Source organism: Gemmata sp. (genome assembly GCF_051859125.1).
In the GTDB taxonomy this organism is placed as follows: domain Bacteria; phylum Planctomycetota; class Planctomycetia; order Gemmatales; family Gemmataceae; genus Gemmata.
Genome location: NZ_JBHYGG010000279.1, coordinates 1 through 20,087, shown reverse-complemented (window position 1 = coordinate 20,087; position 20,087 = coordinate 1). Strand labels below are relative to the sequence as shown.

The 20,087-nt window shown below is 72.4% G+C and carries 13 protein-coding genes, 1 tRNA gene and 1 pseudogene; 8 read left to right on the top strand and 7 right to left on the bottom strand.

Annotated elements, in window-relative coordinates; translation table 11 throughout:
* Position 1 precedes the first annotated feature (1 nt).
* On the top strand, positions 2-5,101 hold the full coding sequence (locus ACTIGN_RS28375) for a DUF5724 domain-containing protein (RefSeq protein WP_439630247.1): 5,100 nt from the start codon (positions 2-4) through the stop codon (positions 5,099-5,101).
* Between the two features lie 136 nt (positions 5,102-5,237).
* Here ACTIGN_RS28375 and ACTIGN_RS28370 read toward each other — a convergent pair whose 3' ends face one another.
* Entirely contained in the window at positions 5,238-6,008 is a 771-nt protein-coding gene (locus tag ACTIGN_RS28370) for a hypothetical protein (RefSeq protein WP_439630245.1), read from the bottom strand.
* A gap of 187 nt (positions 6,009-6,195) precedes the next feature.
* On the opposite strand from ACTIGN_RS28370, the gene ACTIGN_RS28365 reads away from it, so the two are divergent.
* Together ACTIGN_RS28365 and ACTIGN_RS28360 are read left to right on the top strand one after the other, a co-directional pair.
* Complete coding sequence (locus ACTIGN_RS28365) at positions 6,196-7,641, top strand: arylsulfatase (RefSeq protein WP_439630243.1); 1,446 nt, start codon at positions 6,196-6,198, stop codon at positions 7,639-7,641.
* Between the two features lie 87 nt (positions 7,642-7,728).
* On the top strand, positions 7,729-8,913 hold the full coding sequence (locus ACTIGN_RS28360) for a WD40 repeat domain-containing protein (protein WP_439630241.1): 1,185 nt from the start codon (positions 7,729-7,731) through the stop codon (positions 8,911-8,913).
* Positions 8,914-8,941: 28 nt separating this feature from the next.
* Here the strand turns inward: ACTIGN_RS28360 and ACTIGN_RS28355 are convergent, their stop codons facing one another.
* Entirely contained in the window at positions 8,942-9,784 is an 843-nt protein-coding gene (locus ACTIGN_RS28355; RefSeq protein WP_439630239.1) for an alpha/beta hydrolase, read from the bottom strand.
* 105 nt (positions 9,785-9,889) lie between these two features.
* Here ACTIGN_RS28355 and ACTIGN_RS28350 point away from each other — a divergent pair, with 105 nt between their 5' ends.
* Together ACTIGN_RS28350 and ACTIGN_RS28345 are read left to right on the top strand one after the other, a co-directional pair.
* Positions 9,890-10,909, top strand: coding sequence for a WD40/YVTN/BNR-like repeat-containing protein (locus ACTIGN_RS28350; protein ID WP_439630237.1), 1,020 nt, complete (start codon positions 9,890-9,892; stop codon positions 10,907-10,909).
* Between the two features lie 190 nt (positions 10,910-11,099).
* A complete protein-coding gene (locus ACTIGN_RS28345; protein ID WP_439630235.1) occupies positions 11,100-12,173 on the top strand; it encodes a hypothetical protein in 1,074 nt (357 codons plus the stop codon).
* A 22-nt stretch (positions 12,174-12,195) separates the two neighbouring features.
* Here the strand turns inward: ACTIGN_RS28345 and ACTIGN_RS28340 are convergent, their stop codons facing one another.
* The 4 genes from ACTIGN_RS28340 to ACTIGN_RS28325 all read right to left on the bottom strand — a co-directional run bounded on the left by ACTIGN_RS28340 (position 12,196) and on the right by ACTIGN_RS28325 (position 17,392).
* Complete coding sequence (locus tag ACTIGN_RS28340) at positions 12,196-12,774, bottom strand: isochorismatase family protein (RefSeq protein ID WP_439630233.1); 579 nt, start codon at positions 12,772-12,774, stop codon at positions 12,196-12,198.
* 3 nt (positions 12,775-12,777) lie between these two features.
* On the bottom strand, positions 12,778-15,012 hold the full coding sequence (locus ACTIGN_RS28335) for a transglutaminaseTgpA domain-containing protein (RefSeq protein WP_439630231.1): 2,235 nt from the start codon (positions 15,010-15,012) through the stop codon (positions 12,778-12,780).
* Positions 15,013-15,105: 93 nt separating this feature from the next.
* Positions 15,106-16,488, bottom strand: coding sequence for a sulfatase family protein (locus tag ACTIGN_RS28330; RefSeq protein WP_439630229.1), 1,383 nt, complete (start codon positions 16,486-16,488; stop codon positions 15,106-15,108).
* Positions 16,489-16,603: 115 nt separating this feature from the next.
* On the bottom strand, positions 16,604-17,392 hold the full coding sequence (locus ACTIGN_RS28325) for a PIG-L family deacetylase (RefSeq protein ID WP_439630227.1): 789 nt from the start codon (positions 17,390-17,392) through the stop codon (positions 16,604-16,606).
* A gap of 116 nt (positions 17,393-17,508) precedes the next feature.
* On the opposite strand from ACTIGN_RS28325, the gene ACTIGN_RS28320 reads away from it, so the two are divergent.
* From ACTIGN_RS28320 to ACTIGN_RS28310, 3 genes and pseudogenes are all read left to right on the top strand, one after another.
* Positions 17,509-17,589, top strand: a tRNA-Leu gene (locus ACTIGN_RS28320).
* A 169-nt stretch (positions 17,590-17,758) separates the two neighbouring features.
* A pseudogene (locus ACTIGN_RS28315) lies at positions 17,759-18,283 on the top strand (AAA family ATPase); the annotation flags it as partial.
* A 169-nt stretch (positions 18,284-18,452) separates the two neighbouring features.
* Complete coding sequence (locus tag ACTIGN_RS28310) at positions 18,453-18,779, top strand: hypothetical protein (RefSeq protein WP_439630225.1); 327 nt, start codon at positions 18,453-18,455, stop codon at positions 18,777-18,779.
* A gap of 124 nt (positions 18,780-18,903) precedes the next feature.
* Here ACTIGN_RS28310 and ACTIGN_RS28305 read toward each other — a convergent pair whose 3' ends face one another.
* The gene (locus ACTIGN_RS28305; RefSeq protein ID WP_439630223.1) at positions 18,904-19,668 is read right to left on the bottom strand and encodes a hypothetical protein; all 765 of its coding nucleotides are present in this window, start codon (positions 19,666-19,668) and stop codon (positions 18,904-18,906) included.
* Between the last annotated feature and the right edge of the window lie 419 nt (positions 19,669-20,087).

The following is a 20,087-nucleotide window of genomic DNA, read 5'->3' as shown; positions in this document are numbered from 1 at the left end:
CGTGCTGAAGCCCGACCTCGCCCGCCAGCAACTCGGAAAGCTGACCTCGAAGCGGCATCGGCAGGCCCGCATCGCCCGCGTGCAGAAGCTCCCGAAGCCGCTCGCGGCCGCGGGGCTCGGCGCGTTCGGGCTGCTCCCGACCGGGTCGCCGCCCGCGGACTGGGGCGAGCGGCGGAAGCTCGAAGCGGCGTCGGCCGCGCGCCTCGGCGGCGACCCGAAGGGGCGGACGAAGGTGCTCGCCGCGCTGTTTCCGACGATCCACGCCGACGTGGAGGCCGGCTGGCAACTGAAGGGCCGCGTGCCGTACACGGCGGGCTCCAGCCGCCGCGGGTTCCGCGCCCCCAACCGGCCCGAGGTCTACGCGGCCGCCCGGCAGGCGTACCTGGAGTCGCTGTTCGACGAACTCGGGGACGTGCCCGACGACGTGCTCTCGGCCGAGTGGGTCGCGGCGTGGGCGGTCCACCTCGGCTACCGGACCGACGAGTTCGGCGCGCTGCTCGCCGGGGTGATCGACGCCGGCGGGCCGTCCGCCGAGAGCGTGTTCACCACCCTGAAGGATTGCGCGGCGAACCGGCACGAGATCGGCGGGCCGGGCGGCCACGCGCTGCGCGGGCTGTTGTGCAGCGCCCGCACGGACGCCTGGGAGTTCTGCGAGAACCTGCTCCTCGCGGCGCAGCGGCAGGAGGGGCTCCGCCAGACGATCCTCGAAGCCGTCGACGAGGCGCACCCCGGGGCGTTCCGGCGGATGGTCGCGCTCGTGCTGGACCAGAACCTCGTCCGGTTCGCGTCGGTCGCGCGGGCCGTCGGGGTCTGGTTCGGCGAGGAGGAGGAGGTCGAAAACGCCAAGAAGCTCAAGGCCGATTTGCAGGCCTGCCGCGACCTGCTCGGGAACCCCGCGGCCCGGAAGAAGGCGGTCGACAAGGGCGACGCCGCGGCCGCGTACCGCGGGCTGTGGGCGATGGCCTACGAGGACGCGGAGGTGGCGGTGAAGGCCGCGACCCCGCTCCTCAAGGACAAGGACGCGGCGCGGCGGTTCGCGGCGGTCAAGTTGATCGACGAGAGCGGCCTGCCCGAGGCCGCGCAGCTCCTGCTCCCGCTCCTCGCTGACCCCGACCTGCGGGTGCTGAGTTCGGTCCTCAGCTTCTACAACTCCGCGTCCCACGGCGCGGACGACGCGGCGGCGCAGGTTCCGAAGGATCTGTTCGAGCGGCTCGAACAGGTCGTCCCGAAGCTCCCGGTAAAGTCCAAGGAACTGAAGCCGCTCGTTCCCCACTGGCCGGTGATGGACCTGAGCCAGGAGGACGCGGCCGACCTGCTGACCGACTACCTCGGGGCGCGCCCGGCCGAGCGGCTCCTGCCGCACCTCCCGGCGATGAGTGAGTACCGCCGCGTGCAGGCGCTCGCCAGGCTGTGCGAGCCGCGGACGCTGACGACCAAGGTCCGGCAGACGCTCCTCGCGATCGCCGGCGAGCCGAACCGGTACGTCCGCGAGGCGGCGCTGAAGTACCTGAAGAAGTCGAAGCTCGCCGAGGACGAGGTGCGGACCCTCGAGGGCTACCTCACCCGCAAGACCGCCGACTTCCGCCGCGGCGTGTTCGGGTTGCTCCTCAACCGCCCCGACAAGCTCGTGGTCGGCACCATCGACCGGTTATTGGCGGCCGGGGACGCGAACCAGCGGGCCGCCGGCATCGAACTCGCGCGGCGGATGGTCGACGGCGAGCGCATGGCCGAGCCGGTCCGCGAGCGGCTCCGCGACTACCGCGAGGGGAAGGGGACGCGACTCGCCGCGGCCGAGGCCGCCGCCATCGAGGTCGTGCTCGACCCGGCGAGCCGCCCGCCGACGCTCGACGACGGCCTCGGGCTGTTCGACCCCGCCGACCGCACCCCCGCGACCGAACCCGAGAAGCGGAAGGTCAAGTTCGTCACCCCGGCGGCGGTCGCGTTCCTGAAGGAACTCGACGAGTTCATCCACGAGCACCGCGACGCGACGTTCCTCTTCGCCCGCAACAAGACCGCCCCCGAGGAGAAGGTGCTCGGCTCGATTCAATACCGGTGGCACTTCCCCGGGATCGACGGGGCGCTGACCGCGGAGCAGGACCGCGCGAACCTCCCGCTGCTCGACCTGTGGGACGGCTGGTGGAAGAACCGCTCGGCGCGAACGCGCGACGCCGACGGGTTCGAGTTGCTCCGCGCGATCGCCCTGCCCACGGTCGAGGTCCGCGAGGGCGAGGAGGACACCGATTGGGACGACGATGACGACGACGACCTCGGCGGCAAGAAGCCGTCGCCGGCCCAGGCCGCGTACCGCAAGTTCCGTGAGCAAGTCGTTCACCCGGAACCGGTGCCGCTCCGGTACGAGGACCTGGTCGCGCAACTGCTCGACTGGTTCGCGAAGCTCTACCGGCCGGCCGGCGCGAGCGACTTCCTACTCGACGCGGCCGAGACCGTGCTCGCCCTCGTCCCGCAGATCGTGATCGACCAGACCCCGCTCGCCGCGGCCGGTGGCGACGGGGCCGACGAGGACGGCGACGACGGTGACGACGCGAGCGCGATCGAGTGGCGCACGGACGACGCGCTCCAGACGTGGCTCCGGCTCGCGGAGGCGAACCAGGAGGCCGCGGCCCCGGACTGGACCCCGGAGCACGACGCCCGCCTGTTCCAGTTGGAGCGCTGGCGCGACGAGCCGGTCCCCGGCGCGCGGCGGCTCCGGCCGCACCTGTCGCACCTGCTCCCCGCCTACGCCGCCGGGGCCGCCACCCTCGCGGACTTCCAGAACCACCTCATCGGCCCGCGGACCCGCGAGCGCTGGGGCACGTCGTTCGACTCGCTCGAGGCGCTGACCTCCCCCAACGCCGACGCCCTCTACCCGGTGTTCGCGTCGCGGCCGGAACTGAAGCAGGCGGTGAGCGAGGTCGTCGCCCGCGTCACCGAGGTCGAACTGAACCGCGGGGAGACCCCGTCGGCGGCGACGCACGCGGCGAACAGCATCAAGCAGCTCTTCGGCCGCGAGACGCTGTTCAAGCTGACCGCGGCGCTTGGGAAGCACGGGTTCGGCAAGACGGCCCGGTGGGGCGAGAGCGAGAACAAGCCGGCCGTGCTGACCGGGCTGATCCAGAAGTGCCTGCCGCTGCCGGGCGACACGCCCGAGGCGTTCGCGGCCGCGGTGAAGGACGCCGTCGCCGCCGGGCAGTTCGAGACCGAGCGGGTCGTCGAACTCGGGCTGGTGAACCCGCGCTGGGTCGAGCACGCCGCGGCCGCGGTCGGCTGGCCCGGCTACGCGGAGGCCGTGTACTGGTTCATGGCGCACACCGAGAACCGCTGGGAGGGCGAGTTCAACAGCGACGACGATGACGAGGACGATGACGACGCGCCGGAGGGCAAGAAGGCGAAGCCCGATACGCAGTGGCAGACGATCCTCAAGGCCCGCACGAACCTCACCGCCGAGCAGCGGGCCGACGGGCTCATCGACGTGGCGTGGTTCCACAAGGCCTACGCCGAGGTCGGCAGCGCGGCCCGCTGGGACGCCATCGAGGCCGCGGCGAAGTTCCTCGGCTACGGGCAGGCGCACAAGAAGGCGGCGCGCCTCGCGGACGTGCTGCTCGGCAAGACCAAGAAGAAAGACCTGGTCCAGGCCGTCCGCACGAAGTTCCTCAAGGAAGCGGTCCGGCACCTCGGGCTGCTGCCGCTGCCGGACGACCCCGCGAAGCGGGAGGCCGAACTCGCGGACCGGTACAAGGTGCTGAAGGAGTACGAGCGGTACGCCCGCGGGCTGAGTTCGCTCTCGAAGGAGCCGGCGATCCAGGCCGCCCGCCTCGGGCTCGAGAACCTCGCCGTCACCGCCGGGTTCGCCGACCCGGTGCGGCTCGAATGGGCGGTCACCGCCCGCGAGGTCGCCGACCTCGTGAACGGGCCGGTCACCGTGTCGGTGAAGGACGCCGCGGTGAGCCTGAGCCTCACCGCCGCCGGGGACGCGGACCTCGCGTTCACCAAGGGCGGCAAGCCGGCGAAGGCGCTGCCGGCCGACGCGAAGAAGAGCCCGAAGGTCGCCGAACTGCTGGAGCGCAAGAAGAACCTGAGCCGCATCGCCGCGAGCACGAGGCGGTCGCTCGAACAGGCGATGTGCGCCGGGGACCGGTTCCGCGCGGCCGAGTTGAAGGCGCTTGTGGAGCACCCCCTCGTGCGGCCGCTCCTCGAGCGGCTCGTGCTCAAGACTCGGGCGGGGATGGGCTACCCCGCGAGGGGCGGCAGTTCGCTGAAGAGCTGGGACGGGACGCCGGTCGCCGTCGGGGCCGCCGACGAGTGGACCGTCGCGCACCCGCTCGACCTGCTCGCCGCTGGCGACTGGCACGAGTGGCAGGGCGAGTGCTTCCGGGCCGAGCGGAGCCAGCCGTTCAAGCAGGTGTTCCGCGAGGTCTACGTGCCGACCGCGGCCGAGGCGGAGGACGGCGACAAGTCGCGCCGGTACTCGGGGCACCAGGTGAACGAGCAGCAGGCGAACGCGCTGCTCGCGGCCCGCGGGTGGTCAACGCGGGACGGCATCAGCAAGCTGTTCCGCGGGGCGAACCTCGTCGCGAGCGTGGAGCTCGACCACGGGTACTCGACCCCGGCCGACGCCGCGGCCCCCGCGGTCCGCGAGGCCGTGTTCCACCGCCGCGGCGACTGGAAGACGCTCCCGCTCGCCGAGGTTCCGAAGCCGATCTTCAGCGAGGTGATGCGCGACCTCGACCTGGTCGTGAGCGTCGCGCACGTCGGCGGGGTCGACCCCGAGGCGACGCAATCGACGGTCGCGATGCGGGCCGACCTCGTCCGCGAGACGTGCCGGTTGCTGAGGCTGGGGAACGTGAAGCTCGACAACAAGCACGCGCTGATCGAGGGCGCGTACGGCCGGTACTCGGTCCACCTCGGGAGCGGGGTGGTCCACAAGCAACCGGGCGGCTCGCTGTGCGTCGTGCCGGTAAACGCACAGCACCGCGGGCGGCTGTTCCTGCCGTTCGCCGACGACGACCCGCGAACGGCCGAGATGGTCTCGAAGGTGCTCCTGCTGGCCCGCGACACTGAGATCCAGGACCCGTCGATCCTTTCGCAGATCGTCGCGAAGTGATCGGCACCGGGGCGCTGCGACCCGGCGGGCGGGTCTGCTCCTCTGTAGCCGGCCTCTGTGAGGCCGCTACTGTGCGAGTCCCCAAGCACCGGCCTCACAGAGGCCGGCTACAGTGAGAAATTAACCGGACGCGGCTTCAACTCGCCCCGCTCGGGCGGTTGACGCCGATGCCCGGGTCGTAAGAGAACACGGTGTTCAGGATGTCGTTCACGAGGTCCACTCGCTCGAGCTCGGTGCGATCCGGGAACTCGTGTTCGAGGAACATCCGCAGCGCGTGGAACGTCTCCGCGCCGCGCTGCGGGGCGTGCCGCTCCTGGGCCTGTTCGTCCGCCCGGCGGGCCGCGTTGCAGCACTGGCGGGCGTCGCGCCCGGGGTACCCGTGGTAGATCCGGAGCGTGCCGTTGGTCACGATCTCGACGACCAGCCCGCCGAGGACCCACGACTTCCAGTCGCCGCCCGGGTTCTTCGCCCAGGCCGCGTCCGCGGGCACCCCGTGGTGCGGGCCGCCCTCCAGAACGATCGGCTTGTTGCAGTGGTCGCACAGCAGCGGGCCGCCGCCGGTGCCCATCGTCGCGAGGGGGCGAACGGGGGTCGGCCCGGACCCGCTCGTCGCCCGCGCCACCCGGTCGGCGTAGGCCCGGTGCGGGCGCAGCTCTGCCACCTTCGCGAGGTACGCCCGGTAGATTTCGCGGGCGGCCGAGTGGTCCGGGGCGGCCGGTGGCGGCGGCTCCGGCGGGTCCGCCTCGGCGGCCGAACCGATCTCCCTCAACGCGGCGTCGACGAGCGGCAGGTCGAGTTGCGCGCGGAGTTGATTGATGACCTCCAGGTCGGCGCGGCGGGCGACGAGCGGCTGGCCAGGGTAGTCCGCCTCGTAGACCCGCAGCGTGCGGCGCAGCTCCTCGGACATCTCCGCCCCCTTGGCCCGCTCCGTGCCGGAACGCGCGCATTATCCCCCGCACCACCCCGCCGTTCAACCGCCGTTGATTCAGTGACCGGTGCGGCGCGACCCGGGTTCGCCGCCGATTGGTTCTCGTAGCCGCGCGCCCCGTCGGGTACAACACGTCGAACTGCCCCGCTCTCTCGGAGGTTCTCCCGTGACCCGCACCCTCTTCGCGCTCGCCGCGGTTCTCGGACCGGCCCACGCGCCGGCCGCGGCCGCCGACCCGCTCGCCGGCAAGAAGCCGAACGTCGTGTTCATCCTGACCGACGACCAGGGGTACGGCGACGTGTCGGCCCACGGGAACCCGGTGCTCAAGACGCCGAACCTCGACCGCCTGCACGCCGAGGGGGTCCGGTTCACCGACTTCCACGTGAGCCCGACGTGCTCGCCCACCCGCTCGGCGCTGCTCACCGGCCGGCACGAGTTCAAGAACGGCGTCACGCACACGATCCACGAGCGCGAGCGGCTCACGCTGAAGGCGACCACGCTGCCGCAGGTGCTGAGGACCGCCGGGTACACGACCGGCATCTTCGGCAAGTGGCACCTCGGCGACGAGCCGGACCGGTGGCCCGACAAGCGCGGGTTCGACGAGGTGTACATCCACGGGTGCGGGGGCATCGGCCAGAGCCACGCGGGCAGTTGCGGCGACGTCCCGGGGAACTCGTACTTCGGCCCGACGGTCCTCCACAACGGCACGTTCGAGAAGACCACCGGGTACTGCACCGACGTGTTCTTCGCGCAGGCGACCAAGTGGATCGAATCGGTGAAGGGCAAGGACAAGCCGTTCTACTGCACCATTGCGACCAACGCGCCGCACGCGCCGCTCGACGTGCGCGCCGAGGACGAGGCCCGGTACAAGGACAATGTGAAGCAGCCGAACGTCGCCAAGTTCTTCGGCATGATCGCCAACATCGACGACAACGTCGGGCGGCTGCTCGACCAGCTCAAGGCGTGGGGGCTGGAGAAGGACACGCTCGTGATCTTCATGAACGACAACGGCGGGACCGCGGGCGTGCCCCTCTTCAACGCTGGGATGCGCGGGTCGAAGGTCACACCGTGGCTCGGCGGCACGCGGGCGGCGTCGTTCTGGCGCTGGCCGGGCACGCTCGCGCCGGCCGACTGCGACCGGCTCGCCGCGCACGTCGACTTCCTCCCGACCCTTGCCGAACTCGCCGGCGCGAAGCTCACCGAAGATGTGGCGAAGCAGGTCGAGGGCCGCAGCCTCGTGCCGCTGCTCCAGACCCCGAAAGCCGAGTGGGCCGACCGCACCCTGTTCACGCACGTCGGCCGGTGGCCCAAGGGGGCGAAGCCAGACGACCACAAGTTCGCCGGGTGCGGCGTCCGCACGAAGCCGTGGCACCTCGTCTCGGCCGGGAAGGGCACGGGCGGGTGGGAGCTGTTCGACGTGGCGGCCGACCCCGGCGAGCAGGCGAATGTCGCCGACAAGCACCCCGACGTGGTGAAGAAGCTCGCGGCCGAGTACGACGCCTGGTGGGCGTCGCTGCCGCCGTACCTCGTCAACGAGGACGCGGTGCCGCCCAAGGAGAACCCGTTCAAGGAGCTGTACTGGAAGCAGTTCGGCAAGCCGAAGAAGGAGTGACCCGAATCTCGCCCGGTCCGCACGCCATCAAGGGGACTCCGTTCCATGCGATCTCTTGGTCACGCACTGGTGCTAGTGGTTTTGACCGTGGCTTCCGCGAGTTGCGGCAAGCAGAACACCGACGCCGATGGCGGGTCAGCGCCGACCCCGGCACAGGCCGCGGCCCCGGCCACGCCGCAGGCGACTTTGGCCGACGTGCTGGCCGCCGACGCCAAGTTGTGGGCGGCGACCGCCGAGCAGCGTCGGACGGCGCAGGCGAAGCGACACCAAAGCGAAGCCGACCTCGCCGCGGCGATGCGGAAGAAGAAGCAACCGGCGACGATCCCGACCGAGGTCGTCGGTGAGGTGAACCTGTACCGGAAGATCCCCACGGGGAGTTCGTTCGGGACGATCGCGGCCTTGAGCCCGGACGGGACGCGGATCGTCATCGCCGAAACGGACCTGAGCTTCACGGACAAGAAACGGTGGCACCGCGTCGTCGAGTTGGTCTCGCACGGCGAAGTCTGCCGCTTCGACGTCGGGGACGGCGGCGTCATCGGGGCGGGCGTGGTGTTCTCGTCCGATGGCGGCCTGCTGGCTACGGGCCGACCCAACAATCAGGTCAGCGTGTGGGACGCGGCAAAGGGCACGCTCCGCAGCCGCGTCGATGTGGGCGGGTACATTTGGTCCCTGGCCCCGTTCCCCGACGGCACCGGGTGGGCCGCGAGCGTCGAGGGGAGCCCGGTCAAGATCGACGCGACCGGCGCGGTGGTCAAAACGTACGGGCCGCGGGCCGTCCACGCGGCCTACCCGACCGTCTCACCGTCCGGTGCGGTGGTCGCCGCGTACACGAGATCGGGGCCTCCGGCGAAGCAGACTGAGTCCCTATCCGTTTGGGACGCGGCGACGGGGGCCCGCCTCACCGAGTTCGAGTTGCAAGGACTCAGCGGCTCCAAGATCATGTTCGCGCCGGACGGCCGGACCCTGTACTCGCACGAGAACGACGTGGTCGTGGCCTGGGACCTTTCGACGGGATCGTCGCGCGTGGTCGTGCGGGCCAAGAACATGGGCCGCCCGGCGCTCTCACCGGACGGGGAGGTCCTCGCGTACTACTCGGACCCCGATTTGGTCGTTCACGAGGTGGGGTCCGGCAGGCAGCGCCGGCTCCGCACGAAAGCGTATTGGCCGGATTCCAACCCGGTCTTCTTCCCGGGCGGAACCCTGCTGGCCACCACGTCCAACTCGTACTTTGTTGTCTGGGACCTGGCCCTCGCGCGGCCGAAGAAGGAGTGACGCGGCGGGGCGCGGCTCACTTCGCGGCTCACTTCGCGGCCGCCGCCTTCGCCCGGTCGCGGACGAACCGCACGAGCAGCGGGAACCCGGGCTCGGCCATGCCGCCGTGGTCGTAGCCCTGGAGTTCGAGCAACTCGACGTCCTTGTGCCCGACCTCCTTGAGCATCCGCCAGAAGTACGCCGTCTCCTCGTACCGGCCGGTCATCTCCTTGTTGCGGTCGCCGCTGAGGAGCAGGACCGGCGGCGCGTCCTTGCGGACGTGGTACAGCGGGGCCATGTCGTCGATCACCGGCCGCGTCTTCTCGATGCCGCGCTCGGCCCGCACCGCGAAGTGCGTGATCGACTGGCCGCTGAACGGCACCAGGCCGGCGATCTCGTCGGCGTCGATCTTGTGGGCCTTGAGCCACCGCTTGTCGAGGCCGACCATGCTCGTGAGGTAGCCGCCGGCGGAGTGCCCCGAGACGAACACCAGCTTCCGCGACCCGCCGTACTTCTCGGCGTTCTCGAACGCCCAGGCCACGGCGGCGGCCGCGTCCTCGACGTACTCCGGGGCCTTCGCCTTCGGGGCGAGCCGATAGTTCGCGGCGACCACCACGAGCCCCTTGTTGGCGAGCGCCGCCGGGACCGCCTTCGACCCGGCGATCAACCCGCCCCCGTGGAACCACACCACGACCGGTGCGCCGGTCGCGCCGGCCGGGTAGTGGACGTCGAGCTTGCACCGCTCCCGCATCGCGTCGGTCAGCCCGTCGCCCGTGCGGTACGGGACGTCTTTCTCCGTCTTGTGACTCGCAACGGGCGGCTTGTCCTGGGCGGTCCCCGCCGGGGCGATGAGCGCGAGGATGGTGAGCGCGAGAGCGAACGTCCGACGCATTGCGGCACCTCGATCAGAGAGTGATACCGGCGGGAGTTGTGGTACGCTACCCGGAGTCGCGGCACGGGGACAGTGCCGCGGCACCCGAACGCACCGAGAACACCGATGAACCGGCTCGTCCTGGCGGTCCTGCTCTGCGGCCCGACTCACTCCGTCGCGCTCTCGCAGTGGCAGCCGCAGGCCATCAAGACCGACGCCGACTTCCGCGGGCTCAGCGTGGGGAGCGCGACCGTCGCGTGGGTGAGCGGCACGAAGGGCACGTTCGGCCGCACGACCGACGGCGGCAAGACGTGGTCGGTCGGCACCGTGCCGAACGCCGACACGCTCGACTTCCGCGACGTCGAGGCGTTCGGCGAGGACACGGCCTACCTGATGAGCGCCGGGCCGGGCGACGGCTCCCGCATCTACAAGACGACCGACGGCGGCAAGACGTGGGCGCTGCAGTTCACGAATGCCGAGCCCAAGGGGTTCTTCGACGCACTCGCGTTCTGGGACGAGAAGCACGGGATCGCGCTGAGCGACCCGGTCGACGGGCGGTTCCTCCTGGTCACCACCGACGACGGCGGGAAGACGTGGACCACACTTCCCGAGAAGCGCCGGCCCGAAGCGCTGCCCAACGAGGGGTGCTTCGCGGCGAGCGGCACCTGCCTCGTGGCCCGCGGCGCGCGCGACGTGTGGTTCTGCACCGGCGGCGGCAAGGCGGCGCGGGTGTTCCGGTCGAGCGACCGCGGCGCGACCTGGGCCGTCACCGAGGCGCCGCTCCTCGCCGGGGTCGAGTCGGGCGGCGGGTTCGGGCTCGCGTTCCGCGACGGCACAAACGGGGTGCTCGTCGGCGGCGACTACCGCAAGCCGGACGCGACGGCGGGCACCGGGGCGGTCACCGCCGACGGCGGCAAGACGTGGGCCGCGATCGAGAAGCCGCTGCCGTTCCGGTCCGGGGTCGCGTGGGCCAAGGACCGGTGGGTCGCCGTCGGCACGTCCGGCTCGGACGCCTCCTCAGACGGCGCGGCCTGGAAGCAACTGGACACCGACAAGTACAACAGCGTCGCGTTCACCGCGACCGGCGACGGCTGGGCCGTCGGCCCGAAGGGCCGCATCGCGAAGTTCGCGAAGGCGGATCGGTAAGGACGCCCCGACAAGGCCTCGATAGGTTTTGGCGAGCGGGGGACGTAAGTCCCCCGGTAGATTGGCCGAGCTTACCGGGGGACTTACGTCCCCCGCTCGCCCGTCCAGGCCGTGCGCCCTGAGCCCGATCCCGTTTGTCTCGCCCTCTGCCCGCGACACTCTTCGCGACACTCTTGATGAGAGCCCCCCGATGGTTCGATTCGTTCTCGCCGCCGCGGTCGCGCTGGTCGCCACCGCGGCCCCCGCACAGACGGTATCCACCTTCGCCGGCACGGGGGCGAAGGGCTTCTCGGGCGACGGCGGGCCGGCCGAGAAGGCGCAGCTCAACAATCCGTTCGCCGTGGCCCGCGGGCCGGACGGCTACCTCTACGTCTGCGACGTGGACAACCACCGCGTCCGCCGCGTGTCGAAAGACGGCACTATCACCACGTTCGCCGGGAACGGCAAGAAGGGGTACGCGGGCGACGGCGGCCCGGCTACCGAGGCGGCGCTGAACCAGCCCTACGAACTCGCCTGGGACAAGGGCGGGAACCTGCACTTCGTCGAGATCGGCAACCACGTCGTGCGCCGGGTGGACGCCAAGACGGGCGTCATCTCCACCGTCGCGGGCACCGGCAAGGCCGGGTTCGGCGGCGACGGCGGGCCGGCCGACAAGGCCCAGATGAACCAACCGCACAGCCTCGCGTTCGACGCGGCCGGCGACCTGTTCGTGTGCGACATCCTCAACCACCGGGTTCGCAAGATCGACGCGAAGACCGGCACGGTCACCACGTTCTCCGGCACCGGCGAGAAGAAGACCGCGGCGGACGGCTCGAAGATCGACGGCGCGGCGCTGCACGGCCCGCGGGCGCTCGCGTTCGCGCCGGACGGCACCCTGTGGCTGGCGCTCCGCGAGGGGAACGCGGTGCTGAGCCTCGACCCGAAGGCCGGAACCCTCAAGCGGGTCGCGGGCACCGGCAAGTCCGGGTTCACCGGCAACGGCGGGCCGGCGCTCGAGGCGACGCTGTCCGGCCCGAAGTGCGTCGGCCTCGACGCGAAGGGGAACGTGTACCTCGCCGACACCGAGTCGCACACGGTCCGCATGATCGACGCGAAGAAGGGGACGCTCGAACTGCTCGTCGGGGAGGGGCAGAAGGGCGACGGCCCGGACGGACCGGCACTCAAGTGCCGACTCGCCCGGCCGCACGGGGTGTTCGTGGACGCGGACGGCGGCGTCTACATTGGCGACAGCGAGAACCACCGGGTCCGCCTGCTCCGCCCGTGACCGCGGCCGCACACGCACGGGGTCACGTCGCGGTCGCCGCCGAGCGCGCGATCACAAGGGCGCTGACCGCCTTGAACTTCGCGTGCGCGGCGTCGCCGGTCCACTCGAACGCGACCGCTTCGACCGTGGTGGGCACCGCCCCGGCCTGTTCGAGCCGCCGGATCGCCGTGTCGTGGTCGATCCGCCCGCGGGCCGCGAGCGCGTCGACCGCGAGGTAGACGTGGAGCCCGGCGGCGAGCAGGTCGAGCGCGGTCTGCGCGACGCAGACGTGCGTCTCCATGCCGACGAGCACGACGCTCGGCCGCCGCAGCATCTCCAGTTCTTCGAGGAACGTTCCGGCCCCGCAGCAACTGAACGCGGTCTTCGCGGGGAGGTCCGCGGGGAGCCGGCGGGCGAGTTCGGGGGTGGTCGGGCCGAGCCCCTTGGGGTACTGCTCGGTCGCCCGCACCGGCACGCCGAGCAGTGCCGCGACGTCGAGGAGGAACCCGGCGTTGGCCACGAGCGCGGCGGCCGTGGGGATCTTGGCGAGGAGCCGGTCCTGCACGTCGATGACGACGAGGGCGGAGGTCTCGGCGCGGAGCCGCTTGACGGGACTGGTCACGGGTCACCTCGCGGAGTGGAGGGCGCGGGCGAGCGCCCTCAGTTCGGTGTCGAGCATGTCGAGCCGCTCGGCCGACGGGACGTGGCCGCCGAACCGCGCTTCATAGTACGCATCGACCCAGGCGGCCGGCACGCCGGCGACGGCGGCCGTGGCCGGGTCCGCGGCGAGGGCCGCGGCGACGCGGGCGGCGAACTCGCGGGGCGTGTCACCGGGGAACGGGGCCAGGCCGCGGGCGGCGAGGACCGCGAACAGGCGGCCGAGCCGGGTCGTCGCCGGCGCGACCGGGACCGTTTGCGCCCGCCGCATCCGCACGAGGGTCAGCACGAGCCCGGTGCCGACGAGCGCGAGCACCTCCCAGCGGGTCGCGAACCGGACCGCCCCCCACCCGGCCGCGGGGACCGCCGCGGCGGCGTCGCCGAACACCCCCCGGACCCACGCGCGGGCCTCCTCGGCCACGCCGTCCCCGGCGGGGTCGGGGGCGGGCTCGCCGCCCGGGGTCGGGTCCAGGGTCCGCCACCGGCTCACCGGCCGCTCGCGGGGGTCGTCGCCGGCGGGCGGCTCGAAGTCGGTGATGAGGGCGCACACCCAGGCGTGCGCGTGCTCCTGCTTGACGAGGTACTTGCGGGGGTCGGCGGTCGGCTCCCAGCCCTTGAACCCGAGCACCAGCACCGTCGGCACGCCCTGCGACCGGAGCATCAGAGCCAGCGCCGAGGCGAACCGCTCGCAGTGCCCGGACCGCGTGTGCAGCAGGAACTCCTCGATCGGGTCGAGGTCCTTCCGCGCCCGCCGGAGCCGCGTCGTGTACGTGAACTCCGGGGCGGTCGCGAGGTGGGCCGTGAACGCCCGCGCGACCGCGTCGTGGAACTCGCGCCGCGGGAGGTCGGTCACCGGGTCGCGGCAGTCGCCGGGGAGCTTCCCCTCGTTGACCATGCGGTTCACCAGCCCGTCGGCGTACTCCTTGACCCGCCGCACCGGGTTCTGGACGAGCGGGCGGAGCTTCGGGCCGGGGTCGGCGTCGCCGAGGCGGAACCGCGGGCTCAGGTCGGGCTCGGCCCGCGGCTGCCACACCTGGACGTAGTTGTGGACCTCGGTGCGGCGGATGCGGCCGGACCACAGGAACGAGCCGTCGCCGCCCCAGAGCCACGGCTGCGGGCCGTTCACGGTGGTGCTGGCAACGGGGACCGGCTGGTCGGCGGCCCAGGTGACCGGCTCGGCGAGGAACTGGCCGGCGAGCGACGCGGGGACGGCGAACCGGAGCGAGACCTGCCCCGGCCCGAGCCGCGGGGGCGACCAGTGGAGCTGCGCCCGCGGCGCCCCGTCCACGCCGGGGAGCGGGAGGTCGCTGGGCTGCCACGTCCCGCCCGCGTACGTCCGCAGCACGCGGCCCCGCCACAGTTGCCCCGCGGGGAGTTCGGGGGTGAGCCCGTCGGGCGCCTCGACCTCGACCTCGAACGCCGGGGCCGGGTTCCCGCGAAGGGTGCCCGTCTGGTTCAGGTCGATCATCTGGCTAGCGGCGTACCCGATCTCGACCCGCGGCTTGCCGAACTCGAGCTTCTCGCCGGGCGACGCCGGGGTGACGAGGTACAGCGGGACCGCGACCGCCGCGGCCGCGGCCGCGAGCCGCAGCGCCGGCCCCACCCCGGCCCGCGGGGGCCGGCCGGGCGGTTCGACGACGCCCGCGGGGGCGGGGGCCGGGCGGTTCGGGATCGGCCGCACCGCCCCGGCCTCGCGGCGGAGGTAGAACAGGCTCAGGCTCCAGACCGCGGCGAGCGCGTACAGGCCGATCAGCGCGGCGCAGACCGCGTCGTCCTCGATGGCCCCGCTGAAGCACACCCCGACGAGGCCCATCGCCTGGAGCGCCCAGTAGTCGCCGACGTGCTGCTCCCGGCGGGCCAGCTTGGCCGGGATCAGGGTGACGAGGAGCGGGCCGAACGGGGCGACGAGGACGAGCTGGAGGTTGGCGTCCTGCTTGTCGGGCCGCTGGGCGACCTGCGCGATGCGGACCGCGGCCCAGGCGAGGCTGAGCAGCCCGACGACGAGCCCGAGCCGGTTCGCGGCCGGGATCGAGAGCAGCGTGACGCGGGTTTCGAGGCGGTACAGGACCGCGAGCGCCGCGGCCGCGACCGCCGCGAGGACGGGCACCTCGGGGAGCAGGTCGGCCTCGGCGTACCCGACGCACGCGCACGCGAGCGCCAGCGTGAGGTACAGGCTCCGTCGGAACGCCGCGTCGCTGGGCATGACCGCTCGGCTCGTGTGGGGCAAAGGGGATAGCATACGCCGCCCGCGCGTTCGGTCGAGCGGCGGGGCCCGCCGCCGCGGCGCGACGGGGCGTCACTCGTGCCTGTCCTTGATGAGCCACGGGTCGGCGGTCCTCTCGCGCCACGCGGCGAGCTTGGTCCGCAGGTCCGCGAGGGTCTTCGCGTGGGCCGGGTCGGCGGCGAGGTTCTTCAGCTCGTTCGGGTCGGCGGTCAGGTCGTACAGCTCCTCCTTCGGCCGGTGCAGGAACGCCTCGACGGGGCGCGAGCCCATCATCTTGTCGCCGCGCTTCAGCACCCCCTGCCAGGTGTCCGAGCCCCACAGGTCGGCCGCCGACGGGTACTCGAGGGGGTGCGCGAGGTTCACGATCAGCTTGTGCTCGCGGGTCCGCACCATCCGCATCGGGTAGTACATCGTGACCTCGTGGAACTGGTGCGAGCCGTACACCTCCTCCCAGCCCCCGGCCGGGTCCTGTTCCAGCACCGGGAGGACCGACCGCCCCGGGAGCGGCACGTCCTTCTTCCCGACGGCGGCCGGCTTCACCCCGCACCAGTCGAGGACAGTCGGCGCGAGGTCGGTGAAGCTCACCATCGCGGGCGACACCACGCCCGCCTTCTGGCCGGGCCGCACCACGACCATCGGCAGCCGCACGCCGGAATCGTACAGCGTCGACTTCGCGCCGGGGAACGGGATGCCGTTGTCGCTGACGAAGATCACGAGCGTGTCGCCCAGCTTCTTCGCGTCGGCGAGCTCGCGCACCACGCGGCCGACGCTGTCGTCGAGCCGCGCTACGCTCTGGTAGTAGTCCGCGAGGTCGGCGCGGGCGTCGGGCTGGTCGGGGAGGTGGTACGGCAGCGGGAGCGCCTTCGGGTCGAACTTCACCGCGGGCACGTCGGCCGGGTACTTGCCGTCGTTGGCGAACCCCTTGCCGGCCCGGTGCGGGTCGGTGAACCCGACGAGCAGGAAGAACGGCTTGTCGCCGGTGTCGGCGAGGAACTTCTTCACGTCGGCGGCGATCGCCACGGGGTTCCGGCCGCTGTTCGCCACCTCGACGTCGAACGGGTACACCTCCTTCGGCTGGACGTGCAGTTTGGCGACGACGCCCGAGCGGTACCCCGCCGGGGCGAGCAGCGCCGGCAGCCCGCGGACGTTCTTGAACGAGTGCTGGTTGTGCGCGGCGTGCGCCAGCCCGTACTGCCCGCAGGCGTGCGTCGGCAGCCCGGTGAGGATCGTGGCGCGGCTTGGGCTGCACGACGACACCGACGCGAACGCGTGCGTGAACCGGGTGCCCGACTTCGCCAGCGCGTCGATGTGCGGGGTCTTCGCGGCCGGGTCGCCGTAGCACCCGAGCTGGAGGCCGAGGTCGTCGGCGACGAGGAGCAGGACGTTCCTGGGGGCGGCGGCCGCGGGCGGCGCGGCGACCGCGAGAGCGACGAGGGAGAGCAGCGTGCGGATCATCGGGGGACTCCGGGGGGCGGCTCCCCAGAGTGTACCAAAGTAGCAGGCACACTCTGTGTGCCGTCGCCGCGAATCACAGGAACGGCACACGGACTGCGCCTGCTACTTTGCGGCCTCACCCCATCGGGATGTGCCCCTGGCCGACGGGCACGTCGGGCGGCGTGGTCGGCTTGCTCCCGTACACGAGGGTGACGAGGTCCGGCGCGCCGACCGGGTGCGGGAGCGCGAACAGCTCGCCGTACTTGTACCCGCACTTGAACCCGTGGTAGCCGTTGGTGGAGGTGACGAAGTGCTTTACCCGCTCGAACCGCTCGTCGTCGAACTGCGACTTGTACGCCCGGATCGACGCGAGCTTCTGGTCGAACGTCTCGGTGACGTCGACGACGAACGTGCTGTGCCAGCTCCGCTGCTCGGCGTCGGTCGGGAACGGGGCGTACACGAGGTGCGGGACGCGGTACGGGGCGGTGCCGTCGAACCGCTCGTCCCACTTCGTTAGTTGCGAGTAGAACCGGGCCGCCTCGCCGATGAGGTGGCCCTGGAAGTGGTCGGGCGACGCGGCGGGGGTGCGGCCGGCCCCGAGGATGACGATGCCGGGGCGGTACCGGCGGAACTCGGTCGCGAGCTTGAACCGGTTCTCGGGGCTGTCCATCAGCACGCGGTTGGGCAGCGCGACGTTCACCCGGAGCGGGACGCCGAGCACCCGCCGGGCCTCCTCGGCTTCCTTTTGGCGGGTCTCGACGCTCCCGCGGGGCGTGGGCTCGCCGCTGGTGAGGTCGAAGATGCCGACCTTGTACCCCTGCTTGACGAGCTTGGCGAGGGTGCCGCCGCAGAGGATCTCGAGGTCGTCGGGGTGGGGCGCGACGGCCAGGACGTCGAGCCGGTCGGGAAGGGGAGCGTCGCTCACGGGAACCTCCAGGGTGTGTGAACACCGGATACCGTGACGTTGTACGCCGACTTACACTGCGGGGCGCGCCGCCGCGCCTTGCCGACCGTGCCGCGGGGGTCTATCCTGGGGTGGTTGGCCAAGTGGCGGAATGGCAGACGCACTCGACTCAAAATCGAGCGCCGCAAGGCGTGTGGGTTCAAGTCCCACCTTGGCCACCTCTCTTTTCTCACCCCGCACCGTTCTCCTCCCCCCTACCGACATTGCGGGCACCGCCCGCCGGTCGTTCTCATTGATTCGGCCGCGTCGCGCCACCCGTCGCCGATGAACTCCGATTTCGCCAAATCAACCTAATTCTTGCGGACAAATTTGTATTGGATCGACACCATGACGAACCTCCTCAACACGTTGCGACCGATGGACCAACTCGGCCGCGAGCACCCGGAAGTCCGGACGAACTGGGTCTGGGACGGGTACCTCGCGGGCGGGAACGTGACCCTGCTCACCAGCCAGTGGAAGGCCGGGAAGACGACCCTGCTCGCCGGGCTCCTCCGCGCGCTCGGCCCCGGCGGCGCGTTCCTCGGGCGGGCGTGCGCCGCGGGAACCGCCGTCGTGGTCTCGGAGGAGGCCCCGGCGCACTGGGCCGCCCGGGGCCGGGCCGTGCCCCTCGGGCCGCACGCGCGTCTCCTGTCCCGCCCGTTCCGCGAGCGCCCGAGCCCCGCCGCGTGGGCCGACCTCGCCGCCGAGGCCGAGGGGCTCCGCGCCGCCGGCGGGCTCGACCTGTTCGTCGTGGACACGCTCGCCGCGTTCCTCCCGGGCCGCAGCGACAGCGACCCGGCCACCCTCCTCGACTTCCTCCACCCGCTCCGCCGGCTCGCCGAACTCGGGGCCGCGGTGCTGGTGCTCCACCACCCGCGGAAGAAGCCGGCCGAGGAGGGGGCCGCGGCCCGCGGGAGCGGCGCGCTGCTCGGGTTCGTGGACGTGGCCCTCGAACTGCACCGGTACGGCACCCTCGAGGCCGACCGCACCCGCCGCAGGCTCGTCGGCCAGTCCCGGCACCCGGAGACGCCCCCCCGCCCTCGTGTACGACTGGACCCCGGGCACCGCCGAGTTCCGGGTCGTGGCCGACGTGCGGACCGCGCGGTTCCGCGAGAACTGGGCGGTCGTGGAGAAGCTGTTGAAGGGGCGGGGGACCGCGGTGACGCACAAGGACCTGCTGGCCGACTGGCCCGCGGACCGGGAGCGGCCGAGCCCGCACCACCTGTACGAGTGGCTCGGGCGGGCGTTCGAGGAGCGCAAGGTGGAGCGGTACGGCGCGGGCACCCGCCGCGACCCGTACACGTTCCGCCTGCCGGGGCCGCCGGGCGGCGACCTCGACGACCTGCGGGCGCGGTTGGGCGTGTGGTAACCGGGCGGTCACAACTCGCTCTCGGTCGCGCCCTCGTGCGCGGCCCGGTGGGCGGCGACGGCGGGGACGGTGGGCTTGATCGGACGCGGCCGGCCGCAACGCCCGGAGCGGGGTCGGAGCCCCCTTACTTCTTGGGGGCGGCCCGTGCGGCTTCGGCGGGGCTCAGGAGGCCGTTGCCGTCCGCGTCGAGCCGGTTGAACGCGGCCCCGGCCCCGAGGAACGCGGCCGCCGACACGTCCCCGTCGCCGTTGCGGTCCATCGCCCGGAACCACTCCGGCCCAGACCGGGCCGGGGCGGGAAGCTCCGGCGACGGCCGCCCGCGGCCGATGGTCACCACCGCGTGCTGCGGCAGCCGGGCCGGGTCGAGCGCGCCGTCCGTCACCGCGCCGGCGGCCCGCACGTGGTCGGCGGCCGACCGCAACTCCCGGGGCGCGAGCGCGCCGTCGCGGTCCGCGTCGGGCAGTTCGAACAGGCCGGCCCCGAGGTCCGTCACCCCGATTACGACCGCGCCCTTCGCGAGCACCGCCTCGAGGTCGAGCCACCCGTCGAGTTCGGCCCGCGCGGGCCGTGCGTCCCCGTCGCGGTCGGCGAACGGGAGGAGGAACTTCAGCGCCAGGCCGCCGGCTTCTCGAGTTCGACGCCGTCGAGGTGGCCGTTGGCGTCGGCGTCCGACTCGGCGAACGTGCGGCGGGCCGCTTCCGCTGCGACCGCGACCCCGTCGGGGGCGCGGGCCGCCCGACGCGAACCCGTCCCCGGCGGCCGCGAGGAGCGGGAGCAGAGAGGGCCGCTTCCCGTCCGGGTCCGGTGCGGCCGCCGCAACCGGCTCGGTCACCAGTGGCGGGGCCGCGCCCGGGTACCGCAGCCCGGGGGCCAACTCGGCCGCGGACACGAGTTCGTCGGCGTTGGCGTCGAGGGGGGCGAGCGCCTTCGGGGCGGCGAGCAGTTCCGCCTCCGTGACCTTCCCGTCACCGTCGGCGTCGAGCTTGACCCGGAGGGCCTCCGGTCCGGTTAGCAGTCCGACTCGGCGAGCACCTCGCCGACCGCGAACGTGCTGACCGCGTGCAGGACGGCGACGTTTCGGTTCCGGCCGGGACACGGAACGGGACGCGGTCACTCGATCCTGCCGTGCGGAACTCCGTCGCCCCACGAGGGTCGCCGCGGAGGGCGGCCCCGACAAGCCCAAGGCAAAGGGCTCGGTGGGGGCCGCCCTCCGCGGCGGCCCGCCGGCCACGTCGTGCGTATCCCAAGAGGACTTCAACAGAGTCGAAGATGGGAGCGATTCCACCCGGACGGATGAAATGGGGCTGT